Below are 11911 nucleotides of genomic sequence, written 5' to 3'. Positions count from 1 at the left end.
CAAGAAAGGACGGGACATTCACGCACGGTGAATCTCCCGTCCTGTTGGTTATTGGCCTAAAAAGTGTTTCTTAAAGAAATCAAGCTGGTGTTCTAATGTAATCGGATCATTGAAATAAAAGGATTTGGCATCGGCAACAAACATATGCCCGTTTTTCACTGCCGGAATGTTTTTGAACGTGTTGGTTTCCATGAATGACGTGTCGCTGTCGCTATATTTGCTTACGATGAGGTAATCGCCGACAAATTGCGGCAGCGCTTCGAGAGAGACAGCGTAATAACCGGATTTGAGCGCGTGCTCTTTGACTTTCTCTGGCATTTTCAGCTTCATTTCTTGGTATAAAATTTCTGTTCCGCGTCCCCAGTTGTTTCCGAAGACGTAAAGCTGCTTATCGAAGTTTTCCATCACGGTCACCGTGGCGTTGTCGCCGATTTTCGCCCGGATTTGTTTTCCGGCTTCTTGTGCCCGTTTTTGGAAATCGGCAATCCATGCTTTCGCCTCTTTCTCTTTATTGAGCAATTTTCCGTATTCTAAAATCAAGTCTAAGTAATTGAGCTTTCCGTATGTAAACGTGACGGTTGGAGCGATCTTTTTCAGTTTTTCGACGTTTTTTGTATTGGATAAGCCAACAATTAAGTCCGGTTTTAATGCCATAATTTTTTCGATGTCTTCATCGGTTACGGTCTGGGCATTTTTGAGCTTGTCCTGAAGAAGCGGATTCATTTTCGACCATGAATCGGCTCCGACGATTGGCACATCGAATGCGGCGACATATCCAGCACCCCATAACGCCACAACGCGTTTCGGATGAGCAGGCACTTCGATTGGCCCGTTTTCTGATTGATAGGTCATCGTTTCCTTTTCTTTTTTAGCGGAAGGAGCGTTGGTTTCCTTCTGATGATTGGCGGCGTTGCCGCACGCGCTTAACACAAGGATAAAAAGAAGCAACAAGGAAAGCCATGTTTTCCTCATGATGAATAAGCCTCCTTAAGTAAATGATAGGTGAAACAAACCGGTTTGTTGGTCCGGGGATCGCGGCCGATGTCAGCATCAATGCCAAACACGTCGCGAAGCACATCACGGCAGATGACATCTTCGCTCGGCCCTGCTTTGACGATTTGGCCTGCTTTCATAGCGATCACATAGTCGGCAAACCGCGCCGCCTGGTTAATGTCATGGAGAACCATGACGATCGTCCGCCCTTCTTCTTTGTTTAGCCGTTCAAGCAGCTCGAGCACCTCGAGTTGATGGGCGATGTCCAAATACGTCGTCGGTTCGTCCAAAAAGATGATGTCCGTCTCTTGGGCAAGCGCCATGGCGATCCAGACGCGCTGCCGCTGTCCGCCGGAGAGGGCGTCAACCGGCCGATGTTTCAAATCGGCTGTTTTTGTCACGGCAAGCGCCCAGTCGATCGCTTCGTAATCTTGTTTCGTTAGGCGGCCCCATCCTCTTTGATAAGGAAAGCGGCCGTACGAGACGAGCTCAGCGACGGTCAATCCGCTTGTCGCTTCCGGCGTCTGCGGCAAAATGGCCATTTTTTTCGCCAGCTCTTTCGTTGGCTGTTGCGAAATCGCCCGGCCGTCCAACATCACCGCGCCGGATTGCGGAGAGATGATGCGCGTCAGCGTCTTGAGCAGCGTCGACTTGCCGCATCCGTTCGGACCGATAATGGCGGTGATTTGCCGGTCGGGAATGCGGACGGACAAGCGTTCGAAAATCGTCCGGTCATCGTAGCGGACGGTCAGTCCTTCGGCGTATAGGCGGACCATGCGGCCACCTCCTTTTGAACTAAGAAAATGAGAATCAATATCATTAACAAGTTTTATTATAACGAATTCACTCGAAAGAAGACAATACATTTTTGTGAATCAACGATGAATTTTCGTGGCGAACGTCTATGAGGCTGGTGATTTAATCCTAGGAGGCGGGTGATTTAGTGCAAAAACGACTGATTCCACTCATTTCTCAATTAGAAAAACCTTGCAGGATCCGCTTCTCTTCTGAATGAAAATGCCGCCGATCGGGAGGTGACAGCGGTTTTTCACCAGCCTTCTAGATCCGGGTTTGCAATGTTATTTCTCAATTCGAAAAAACCTTGTTGCATCCGTCCTGCTTTTCACACGTTCTCCCATTGAAGAAGGGAATCAACAGTTTTTCACCAGCCTCCTAGAGCTCCGGTTTCAACGTGTTGCCGCCGGTTCCAGCGCCCGCTGCTTTTTTTGGCTGCAAACCTACCAAGCGATGATGCAGAACGGCAACCGATTTTGTGTGTCTGCTCGGCGCAAATAGTTGTTCTGGCAAAAGAAAGCAGGTAACATAAATAGGGAGAGATATTTTTTGAATTATAAAAATTATTTGTGTTTTGGGAGGGGGAAGAAGATGAATTTCACGCTGCCAGCCGAGATTGAATGGTTAAAAGAAAACGTCCGCAAATTTGTGAGCGAAGTCGTCGAACCGGTGGCGATGGATATTGAGGAAAATGATCAGATTCCGCAAGATATCATTGAAAAATCGAAAGAAATGGGGCTGTTTGGATTAAGCATTCCGGAAGAGTACGGCGGCCTCGGCTTGTCGATGGTCGGCAAATGCGCCATTTACGAAGAGCTCGGCAAAACGCATAACGGCTATACGACGTTAATCGGCGCCCATACCGGCATCGGCACCGTCGGCATCGTCGAGCTCGGCACGGAAGAACAAAAGCAGCGCTATTTGCCAAAGATGGCGACGGGCGAATGGATCGGCGCTTTTGCTCTCACGGAGCCGAGCGCCGGATCAAACGCCGCTGCGATCAAAACGACTGCCGTCCGCAAAGGCGACCGCTACATCATCAACGGCTCGAAACATTATATTACAAACGCCATTGACGCCCACGTGTTTACGGTGATGGCGGTCACCGATCCGTCCAAAGGTCCGAAAGGCATCACGTCGTTTATCGTAGAAAAAGATTTTCCCGGCTTTATCATCGGAAAAGTCGAGCGGAAAATGGGGTTGCGCGGGTCGCATTCGGCTGAGCTGTTTTTTGACAACTTGGAAGTGCCGGCCGAAAACGTGCTCGGGAAAGAGGGTGAAGGATATGTCAACGCCTTGAAAATTTTAGCGAACGGCCGCGTCGGTCTCGCCGCGCGCAACCTCGGCTCGTGCATCCGCCTGCTCGAATATTGCATGGAATACGCCGAACAGCGTGAACAGTTCGGCAAGCCGATCATCGAGCAGCAAGCGATCCAACATATGTTGGCGGAAATGAGCATGTTGATCGAAGTGTTGCGCTCAACGGTTTACCGCGTCGCCTGGATGGTCGACCAAAAGATGCGCGTTGTCAAAGAAGCGGCTATCGCGAAGCTGTTCGGTTCGGAAGTGTACAACAAAATCGCCGATATGGCCGTGCAGATTCATGGCGGCCTTGGCTACATGAAAGACTACCCGATCGAGCGCTACTTCCGCGATGCCCGCATCACGAAAATTTACGAAGGCACTTCGGAAATCCAGCGCAACATCATTGCGAACGAACTGCGGAAAGAATACGGAAAAGTGCAGGTGTAACTGAACCGCCGTCTGCTGACAGCAGGCGGCGTTTTTGCGCAGCGATTGTCGGAAAATGTCATCCGTTTTTTGTTGACGGAAGGAGGAAAAGGTTGCTAGAATGAGAGAAAATGAATGACTATTCATAACGCTCCGGTCATTTGTGCAATCTTCCTCTTAGATGACGACCTACCTTTCGTAACAAGGCTCTTTTTTGTAAGCCCTTACATAAATGAACTTGCCCCATGATCACTGATCGAGAAGCATCATATCCAGTGAGTTCAAGAAAAAATGGAAAAGGAGTGGTGAGCGTGCGGCGGACTCAACCGTTGGTGACGACGGGCAGCCGCGGGCTGCAGGAAGATTCGTTCCCGTTTCGGCTTTACCAAAAGGCAAAGCGGTTGGGGGTGTGGAATCCGGCGGACATTGACTTGACGCAAGATGCGAAAGATTGGGAGACGCTGCCGGCTCCGATGAAAGAGGGAATTTTGCGGCTCATTGCCCAGTTTCAGGCGGGCGAAGAGGCGGTGACGCGCGATTTGTTGCCGCTTTTGATGGTCGTCGCCAAAGAGGGGCGGATCGAAGAGGAGATGTACTTAACCACCTTTTTATTTGAGGAGGCGAAACATACCGAGTTTTTCCGTCTCGTGCTCAATGCGCTCGGCGTCAAAGAAGATTTGTCCCATTACCATTCAGAGACGTATCACACGATTTTTAACGATATTTTGCCGTCGGCGATGGGGCGGCTCGAGCATGACTCATCCCCAGAGGCGGTCGCTGAGGCATCGGTCGTATACAACATGTTTGTGGAAGGCGTATTGGCGGAAACCGGATATTATGGCTTCTATAAATCCCTCGAGCAAATGAAAGTCATGCCCGGCTTATTGAAAGGGATCGGCTATTTGAAAAAGGACGAATCCCGCCATATTGCGTATGGTACGTTTCTGCTTCAGCGGCTGATCCGGGAGCATCCGTATCTTCTTGAAGTCGTGATGAAAAAGATGGAGCAGCTCGCCCCGCTTGCCGTGAAACTCAATGAGGAAGCAGCGGCTCGCGATTCGATTTTCGGCCTCGACCACCATGCCGATATCATGAATTTCACCGCCCGCCAACTGGCAACGAGGATGGAAGTGTTGAAAAAAGCGCAGGAGAAGCCGTTTGACGAGCTGTTCGGTCTTGAGGAAAGCGAAAACGTTGGCTAGAAGTTGAGAGTCGAAAACAAGGAAGGGAGAAATCGTCATGACCACCCATGTGCAAGTGCATCATTTTCCGCTCTTCATTGACGGCCAATGGCAGCCGGCAAGCAGCGGGGAAACGTTTAACGTCTACAATCCGGCGACCGGAGAGGCGGTGGCGACCGTCGCGAAGGCGACAGCCGAAGATGTGGATCGGGCGGTGAAGGCGGCGCGCAAGGCGTTTGACGAGACGGATTGGAAGACGATGAAACCGAAAGAACGGGCGCGTCTGCTCAATGCCATCGCCCAAGCCGTCGTCGCCAATGCCCAGGAGCTCGCCTATTTGGAAGCGATCTCAAGCGGAGGGACGATCCGGCGCATCAGCTCGATTGATATTTTGCAGACGATCGATTTGTTCCAAACGATGGCGAATATCGTTCAAGAGTACCCCTTTTCGGAAACGTTACCGATTCCGCCATTTCCCGGACCGGCGCACAATTTTGTTTGGCGCGAGCCGATCGGGGTGTGCGCAGCGATTACGCCGTGGAATTTGCCGCTCATGATCGCATCTTGGAAAATCGCCCCGGCGCTGGCGACGGGCAATACGATAGTTGTCAAGCCGGCAAGCTATACGCCGCTATCGACGCTCAAACTGGCGGAAATCATTTCGTGGTTCGTGCCTCCTGGGGTCATTAACGTAGTGGCTGGACCGGGCGCGGAAGTCGGGGAGGCGCTTGTCCGTCATCCGCAAGTGGACAAGGTGGCGTTTACCGGTTCAACCGAAGTCGGCCGCCGCATTATGGCGTTGGCGTCGGAAACGGTGAAAAACGTCACGCTTGAACTTGGCGGCAAGTCGCCGAACATTTTGCTTGATGACGCGGATTTGGAGATCGCCATTCCGGGCAGCTTGTTTGGCATCTTTTTGCACTCCGGCCAGCTGTGCGAATCGGGAACGCGGTTGTTTGTGCCGGATCGGATGCATGATGAAGTCGTCGAACGGCTCGTCGCGCTGACAAAAACGCTGCAAATCGGCCACCCGCTTGACCCGGCGACGGATATCGGCCCGGTCATTTCCGAGCGGCAACAAGAAACGGTGCTATCCTATATTGAAGCCGGCAAACGAGAAGGGGCGACGCTTGTCTGCGGCGGTCATGCGGTGGATGTCCCGGGCTGTGAAGGCGGCCATTTTGTCGCGCCGACGATTTTTACGAATGTGAAAAACGACATGAAAATCGCTCAAGAAGAAATTTTCGGCCCGGTGTTGTCTGTCATTCGCTACCACGACGTGGAGGAGGCGGTGGCGATGGCGAACGATACGATTTACGGGCTGGCGGCCGGCGTTTGGACGCGCGATGTCAACAAGGCGTACACCATCGCCGGGCGCTTGCGGGCGGGCGTCGTTTGGATCAATGATTGGCATATGCTGCGCAATGACGCGCCGTTTGGCGGCTACAAGCAAAGCGGCATCGGACGCGAGATGGGCAAATATTCGCTTGATGCCTACACGCAGCTGAAACATGTGCATACGTCGATGGTGCCGGAGCTCGAGAAGCGCAAATGGTATCAAGTGCTGTTTTCGAAGCTGGGCGCAATGAGAAAAGCATAAAAGGGGGATGGAGGGAATGACGACGTTAGCGAATTTTTGGCTGCGCACGGCGATTTATACGGGCTCAAATAGCCGGGCACTCGTGCCGGATTTGTTTCGCGGGCTCGGCGCCAAGCGGGTGCTGTTGCTTTCCGACCGCGGGCTGGAGCAGGCCGGAGTCGTCGGGAAGGTAGCCGATCTGTTTTGGCTGACGCCGCACGGGACTGGACCGGAACTGGCTGGCATCTTCCTAGATATCCGCCAAGATGCGGAAAGCGAATGCGTCAATGAGGCCGCGCGCTATGCGCGCGAAGTCGGCGCCGATGCTTTGTTGGCCGTCGGCGGCGGCAGCGTGTTGGATACGGCTAAAGGCGTGAAATACGCCTTGTTCAAAGGGTTGCGCGACATTAAAGAGGCCATTCCCGGCGGGTTGTTGTACGAGTCGTTTCCAAAAGCGCAATTCATGCCGATTCCGCACATCGCCATCCCGACGACCGCCGGCACGGGATCGGAAGTGTCGCCGATTGCGGTCATTTATAATGAAGAGTTGCGGTTGAAAACGAACATCATCCATCCGTTTATTAATGCCGATGTGGCGGTGCTCGACCCGGATTTGACAGTCGGGCTGCCGCCGAAGGTGACGGCGTTCACCGGCATGGATGCGCTCACCCATGCCATTGAGGCGCTTGCCTCGCCGACGGCGACCGCGCTTACGGATGCATGCGCTTTGCAAGCGATTCGTTTGATTCACGATTATTTGCCGCAGGCGGTTCACGACGGCGGGAACATCCGCGCCCGCTCGGAGATGCTGCAGGCGAGTTTGCTTGGCATCACCGCTTTCAGCTTTGCCTTAAACGCCATCCCGGTGCATAATTTCGCCCATGCGTACGGGGCGATGTTCCGCATTCCGCACGGATTGGCGAATGCGGTCTTTTTGCCGGTCGTCATGGAAACGATTCCTGATTTGTATTTGCCAAAAGCAAAGCGGCTGGCTGAAGCGCTCGGCATTCACGATCACGGCCAAGCGGAAGAGGTGCTGCTCGCTAAAGCGATCGAGCGCATTCGCCGCTTGCGCGATGACATCGGGCTGCCGGCTGATTTTGCCGATTATCCGATCACGGACGAACAATTTGCCGCAACCATTCCGGCGGTCGCTGCCGACCCGGCAGCGGTCAGCTTTCCACTGCCTCCTGAACTGATTCGGGCGGTCGGCGAGCGCGTTGTGAAGTTGACAGTGGAAAAAGGATGAAGCAGGAAGAAACCGGTATCCCGCACATGAAGCGGGACACCGGTTTTTTGTGCCAGCGGTTCAGCCCCGCGGCCGCCCGATAACCGTGTCCAACGACCAAAGTTGGCTTCCGTTCAGCCATAAATACATCGACATGGCAAGCAAGGCGAGGTTGAATTCATAGCCTGTCTCCCGTCCGTTGCCAAGCAGCCCGGCGTCCGCTTTGACGGTGACGATCGCCCCCGTCATAATGACAGCAAACGCCGCAGCCATCAGCCGTGTGCCGAGGCCGAGCATCATTGCCCAGCCGCCGGCCAGTTCGACAATCGTGACGATGTAGGCGAGCCAGCCGGGAAGCCCCATTGCCGCAAACGAATCGGCCGCTGCCCCGAGCCCTCGCTGCCATTTCACCCAGCCATGGGCGAAAAAAATGAATCCGGTGACGATTCGCAACAGAAAGGCGCCGAATTCCTCGGAACGCATTAGATTTTCCCTCCTTGTCCAACCGCATGGTAGTACAATGTTATGCAGGCACGTCCGTTCCCATGCCTTTCGTTAGCCATTCGACCGGCAATGGGCTACAATGGAGGGGAAGCGTGTCAAAAGTAGAGGAGGATGGCCATGAAAATTGAAGTATGGTCCGATTTTGTCTGTCCGTTTTGCTATATCGGCAAGCGCCGTTTGGAACAAGCGCTGGAACAGTTTCCGCACCGAAACGACGTGACGGTCGTCTTCCGCAGCTTTGAGCTCGACCCGAACGCCCCAAATGAGACGCCGCTGACGATCCATGAAATCATTGCCAAAAAATACGGAATTACCGTGGAGGAAGCGAAGCGGGCAAACGCGGATATCGGCAGGCAGGCGGAAGCGGTCGGCTTGACGTTCCGCTTCGAGACGATAAAGCCGACGAATACGTTTGACGCTCATCGCTTGGCGCAATACGCAAAGGAAAAAGGGAAGCTTGATGATGTCGTCGAACGGCTGTTTTTCGCGTATTTCACCGAATCAAAGCGAATCAGCGACCGCGCCGTGCTCCTTGACATCGCGGAAGCGGCCGGGCTTGACCGAAGCGAGGCGGAAGCGGTGCTTCATGGCGGCCGCTACACGGAGCAAGTGCGAAACGATGAAGCGGAAGCGGCCCGGCTTGGCGTCCGCGGTGTGCCGTTTTTCGTGCTGAATGGAAAGTATGCCATTTCTGGGGCTCAGCCGGTGGATGTGTTCCGGCGGGCGCTAGAAACGGTGTGGGAGGAGGAACAACAAGCTTCGCCGTTGCGGCCGCTCGCTGACGAAGGCGGGGCATGCACGGACGGCAACTGCTCGATCGACGAAAAACTCGCTCGTTAAGCAAATGAACAACCGGCTCGAGTCCTCCGAGCCGGTTGTTTTTTGCCATTCCATTGAGGTGAGGCCGGTAGGATGAAGGCAAATCAGCCGCGCTTTACAAACAGCGGCAAGTCCGTATGCCCCATCGCGCGGACGTAGACGAACAGCTGCCCTTTATGGTGGATTTCGTGATCCATCGCCATTTGCAGCAGCTGCGCGGCTGGGATGTGAATGCCAAAGATGGAAGTGAAATCGAGCGTCCGGTTAAAGTCGTCATCACTCATTGATTCGATGAGCTGCCTCGTTTTTTCCGTATACGTTTCCGCCAGTTTAGCCAAATTTGTCTCCGGTTCTTCGATTTTTTGCCGGAACAGCGATGGATCGCCGTGTTTCGCCGCGTTGGCGAAATTGTAAAAGCTGAACAGCATATGCGTCGCCAGCTGCTTCGCCGTCATCGACGTCGGCGTCGGTTTGTACTCATAATGCGCTTCGTCGATTTTGTTGATCAGTTCCAGCGTGACATGGCGATGTGAAAGGAAATAGTTCACCCATTTTTGTGCGCGGGGCATGGCGATACCTCCTTTTGGTTAAGGATTCCTGTTTTCATTTTACCATAAACGTCTTCGTTATCGTCAGCGGGGAAGCTTGACCCGAAAGGTCGTCCCTTGGCCAAGAGTGCTGTGGACATCGATGGTTCCGCCGTGAGCCGATACGAATTCTTTGGCAATAGCAAGGCCCAATCCGGTTCCCCCGCGATTTCGCGTCCTCGCTTCATCTGTGCGGTAAAAGCGATCGAACAAAAAGGGCAAATGCTCCGGCGCGATGCCGATGCCTGTATCGGAAACATCAATTTGCAACATGACGGGCTCTTCATCGATCATCACGTTTACCGCTCCACCCTCAGGGGTATAGCGGATTGCATTGACCAACAAATTCAGAAACACTTGGGTGATGCGATGCGGATCGACACAAATCGTTGTATGGTTGGTCGAGCAGGTTAAATGAATACGAATGTTTTTTTCTTCCGCATGGGGAGCCACCCGTTCGATGAGCTGTTGCAAAAGGCTCTTCATATTGGTCGGTTTCCGCTCGAGCGTCAGTTTACCGGCTTCGGCAAGTGACAGTTGATGCAAATCTTCTACGAGACGAGTCAGCCGAATCAACTCATCTTGTAGCGGCAACAGCTTCTCAGGCTCAATGGGGCGGCGCTGTTGCTGAAACCAATCGAGCTTTCCGCGCAGAATCGTTAGAGGTGTTCGCAGTTCATGGGCGACATCGGCGACCAAACGTCGGCGGACTTCCTCCTCTTGTTGCAACTGTCTGGACATCTCGTTGAACGTTTGGGCGACTTTTCCGTATTCATCCTTGGTAATGACCGGCGCCTGGATGCCGAATTCCCCTTTTCCGAGGCGGTCAATTGTGTAAATAAGCAGCTCAAGCGGCGCTGTGAACCGTTTTGACAGCCAAAGGGCGATGAAAAGGGAAAGAAATACCAATACGACAGCGCTAAGCAAGGATAGTGTGGTGACAGAACTCGTGATCCCCCTCCGTGCCTTGGCCATATTTCCAACTTCACGGTCGTAGTAATACAAAAACGCTACTGTTTTTCCATCTGCTTGTATCTTGGTCGGGATGCCGAGCCCAATCACCCATGATGCAGGAATCTCTCCTGCCGCATATAGTTGCTCGCCCTTGCGGGATAAAAGGACCATCCCGACCTGTTCGTGTCGTTTCATGATAGCTGTATGAAGTCGGATTTGTTGGATGCCGTTCCAAGAGTGATGGTGCGTTTCGTAATAATGGGCAAAGATGGTCGACAGTTCTTTCGTTTCTTGGCTTCGATCCACCTTTAGCATCGCGTCCAGTATGTCGGTGACGACCACTTTGATGATGAGAGAAAATATGATTCCCATGCCGATAATAAAGGCGGCCAACGAAAGAAATAGCTTGCGTCTGATGCTCATATCTGCTCACCGAACCGATAACCGAATCCGTAAACGGTTTGAATGTAGGTCGGACGGGACGGATCATCTTCAATCTTTTTGCGGAGACGGCTGATATGAGCATCAACGGTTCGTTCATCATTGAATAGGTCGTCTTCAAAAATGCTTTGCAAAAGTTGCAGTCGGCTATAGACGACACCTGGTTTTGCAGCTAGGGTGAGAAGCAGTTTAAATTCGGTTGGTGTTAGGGCGATTTCATTTCCTCGTTTCCATACACGGCATTGTGCTTCGGAAATGGTCAAATCGCCGCGTTTCAACATTTCTTCTTGATTTTCCAGCCCTTCTATTCGCCGCAATACCGAACGAATGCGGGCAGCCAATTCTCTTAACGAAAAAGGTTTGGTGATATAGTCATCAGCTCCCACCTCTAGGCCAATGATTTTGTCAGTTTCCTCTGTTTTTGCTGTGACCATGATGATGCCAACGCGGCTCGTCTTGCGCAGTTCGCGGCACACGTCAATCCCGCTCATTTCGGGAAGCATCCAGTCAAGCACTACAAGGGACGGATTGGTTTCTTTAACTTTTTGCAGTGCTTCTTTGCCCGTCTTGGCTGTGACGATCTCAAATCCTTCCTGCCGCAAAAATGGCTCCATAAATTCGAGCACTTTTTCTTCATCATCTACTAATAACAACGTATGCGGCATTTCTTGTTCCCTCCTGTTTCTTCTCTTCTCTTTTCATTATAGCCCCATATGGACGAATTTAGGAAAATGTCATCGAACCCGCAACGCTTCGTCATTAGTTTGCAACATTGCTTGGGTAGAATGAGACCGTAGCATGAAGGCATAACGGCGCGATTTTGGGTTGGGAACGAAGCTGAGTCATTCACTAGACTAACGTTTGTTTTTGGAAACTTACACAAAGGATGGTGAACATGAAAAAAACTCTTTTGATCCTGTTGGTTTTGCTCGGGGGCTTAATTGGCGGATTGATTTTATCCATTGTTATCCTCGATTATAGTTATCAATGGTTTGGTGTGTCATTCGGCTCTCTCATTCTCTTTTTGCCGGTAGCCTGTGCAGTCATCGCGTTCATGATGTTTCGGCACAAATGGAAAGAATAGCGAAACGGAGGGACA

At 52.3% G+C, this 11911-nt stretch carries 12 protein-coding genes; 6 read left to right on the top strand and 6 right to left on the bottom strand.

Features of this window, described 5'->3' with window-relative positions; genetic code table 11:
* Positions 1 to 48: 48 nt before the first annotated feature.
* Together ETC05_RS13975 and ETC05_RS13970 are read right to left on the bottom strand one after the other, a co-directional pair.
* Positions 49 to 972 (bottom strand): iron-hydroxamate ABC transporter substrate-binding protein, encoded by a 924-nt coding sequence (locus ETC05_RS13975; RefSeq protein ID WP_033023637.1) that lies wholly within the window; start codon positions 970 to 972, stop codon positions 49 to 51.
* Positions 969 to 1769, bottom strand: coding sequence for an ABC transporter ATP-binding protein (locus tag ETC05_RS13970; RefSeq protein ID WP_171661278.1), 801 nt, complete (start codon positions 1767 to 1769; stop codon positions 969 to 971). Before ETC05_RS13970 ends, ETC05_RS13975 begins: the two co-directional genes overlap by 4 nt.
* Before the next feature lie 610 nt (positions 1770 to 2379).
* Between ETC05_RS13970 and ETC05_RS13965 the strand changes: the two genes are divergently transcribed.
* From ETC05_RS13965 to ETC05_RS13950, 4 genes are all read left to right on the top strand, one after another.
* Positions 2380 to 3540, top strand: a complete 1161-nt coding sequence (locus ETC05_RS13965; protein ID WP_171661277.1) for an acyl-CoA dehydrogenase family protein — start codon at positions 2380 to 2382, stop codon at positions 3538 to 3540.
* A 290-nt stretch (positions 3541 to 3830) separates the two neighbouring features.
* Entirely contained in the window at positions 3831 to 4721 is an 891-nt protein-coding gene (locus ETC05_RS13960) for a R2-like ligand-binding oxidase (RefSeq protein WP_368668043.1), read from the top strand.
* Positions 4722 to 4758: 37 nt separating this feature from the next.
* Positions 4759 to 6300, top strand: a complete 1542-nt coding sequence (locus tag ETC05_RS13955) for an aldehyde dehydrogenase family protein (protein ID WP_171661275.1) — start codon at positions 4759 to 4761, stop codon at positions 6298 to 6300.
* Positions 6301 to 6316: 16 nt separating this feature from the next.
* The gene (locus tag ETC05_RS13950; RefSeq protein ID WP_171661274.1) at positions 6317 to 7528 is read left to right on the top strand and encodes an iron-containing alcohol dehydrogenase; all 1212 of its coding nucleotides are present in this window, start codon (positions 6317 to 6319) and stop codon (positions 7526 to 7528) included.
* A gap of 60 nt (positions 7529 to 7588) precedes the next feature.
* On the opposite strand, the gene ETC05_RS13945 is transcribed toward ETC05_RS13950, so the two are convergent.
* On the bottom strand, positions 7589 to 7990 hold the full coding sequence (locus tag ETC05_RS13945; protein ID WP_171661273.1) for a DoxX family protein: 402 nt from the start codon (positions 7988 to 7990) through the stop codon (positions 7589 to 7591).
* 138 nt (positions 7991 to 8128) lie between these two features.
* Here ETC05_RS13945 and ETC05_RS13940 point away from each other — a divergent pair, with 138 nt between their 5' ends.
* Entirely contained in the window at positions 8129 to 8851 is a 723-nt protein-coding gene (locus ETC05_RS13940) for a DsbA family oxidoreductase (RefSeq protein WP_171661272.1), read from the top strand.
* Between the two features lie 83 nt (positions 8852 to 8934).
* Here ETC05_RS13940 and ETC05_RS13935 read toward each other — a convergent pair whose 3' ends face one another.
* From ETC05_RS13935 to ETC05_RS13925, 3 genes are all read right to left on the bottom strand, one after another.
* Complete coding sequence (locus tag ETC05_RS13935; protein WP_171661271.1) at positions 8935 to 9399, bottom strand: DinB family protein; 465 nt, start codon at positions 9397 to 9399, stop codon at positions 8935 to 8937.
* 63 nt (positions 9400 to 9462) lie between these two features.
* The gene (locus ETC05_RS13930; RefSeq protein ID WP_171661270.1) at positions 9463 to 10794 is read right to left on the bottom strand and encodes a sensor histidine kinase; all 1332 of its coding nucleotides are present in this window, start codon (positions 10792 to 10794) and stop codon (positions 9463 to 9465) included.
* On the bottom strand, positions 10791 to 11477 hold the full coding sequence (locus ETC05_RS13925; RefSeq protein WP_171661269.1) for a response regulator: 687 nt from the start codon (positions 11475 to 11477) through the stop codon (positions 10791 to 10793). Before ETC05_RS13925 ends, ETC05_RS13930 begins: the two co-directional genes overlap by 4 nt.
* Before the next feature lie 230 nt (positions 11478 to 11707).
* On the opposite strand from ETC05_RS13925, the gene ETC05_RS13920 reads away from it, so the two are divergent.
* On the top strand, positions 11708 to 11896 hold the full coding sequence (locus tag ETC05_RS13920) for a DUF5957 family protein (RefSeq protein WP_171661268.1): 189 nt from the start codon (positions 11708 to 11710) through the stop codon (positions 11894 to 11896).
* The last annotated feature ends 15 nt before the right edge of the window (positions 11897 to 11911 follow it).

It is taken from the genome of Geobacillus sp. BMUD (assembly GCF_013096845.1).
GTDB classification, from domain to species: Bacteria; Bacillota; Bacilli; order Bacillales; family Anoxybacillaceae; genus Geobacillus; species Geobacillus vulcani.
Note: the sequence above shows the minus strand (reverse complement) of the source record. Positions and strands in the feature narration are given on the sequence as shown.

What these genes read in the sequence shown, in the direction of transcription:
- ETC05_RS13970 (WP_171661278.1), bottom strand. Translation starts at nt 1,769, where the DNA reads ATGGTCCGCCTATACGCCGAAGGACTGACCGTCCGCTACGATGACCGG.
- ETC05_RS13920 (WP_171661268.1), top strand. Translation starts at nt 11,708, where the DNA reads ATGAAAAAAACTCTTTTGATCCTGTTGGTTTTGCTCGGGGGCTTAATT.
- ETC05_RS13975 (WP_033023637.1), bottom strand. Translation starts at nt 972, where the DNA reads ATGAGGAAAACATGGCTTTCCTTGTTGCTTCTTTTTATCCTTGTGTTA.
- ETC05_RS13935 (WP_171661271.1), bottom strand. Translation starts at nt 9,399, where the DNA reads ATGCCCCGCGCACAAAAATGGGTGAACTATTTCCTTTCACATCGCCAT.
- ETC05_RS13955 (WP_171661275.1), top strand. Translation starts at nt 4,759, where the DNA reads ATGACCACCCATGTGCAAGTGCATCATTTTCCGCTCTTCATTGACGGC.
- ETC05_RS13950 (WP_171661274.1), top strand. Translation starts at nt 6,317, where the DNA reads ATGACGACGTTAGCGAATTTTTGGCTGCGCACGGCGATTTATACGGGC.
- ETC05_RS13940 (WP_171661272.1), top strand. Translation starts at nt 8,129, where the DNA reads ATGAAAATTGAAGTATGGTCCGATTTTGTCTGTCCGTTTTGCTATATC.
- ETC05_RS13930 (WP_171661270.1), bottom strand. Translation starts at nt 10,794, where the DNA reads ATGAGCATCAGACGCAAGCTATTTCTTTCGTTGGCCGCCTTTATTATC.
- ETC05_RS13945 (WP_171661273.1), bottom strand. Translation starts at nt 7,990, where the DNA reads ATGCGTTCCGAGGAATTCGGCGCCTTTCTGTTGCGAATCGTCACCGGA.
- ETC05_RS13925 (WP_171661269.1), bottom strand. Translation starts at nt 11,477, where the DNA reads ATGCCGCATACGTTGTTATTAGTAGATGATGAAGAAAAAGTGCTCGAA.
- ETC05_RS13965 (WP_171661277.1), top strand. Translation starts at nt 2,380, where the DNA reads ATGAATTTCACGCTGCCAGCCGAGATTGAATGGTTAAAAGAAAACGTC.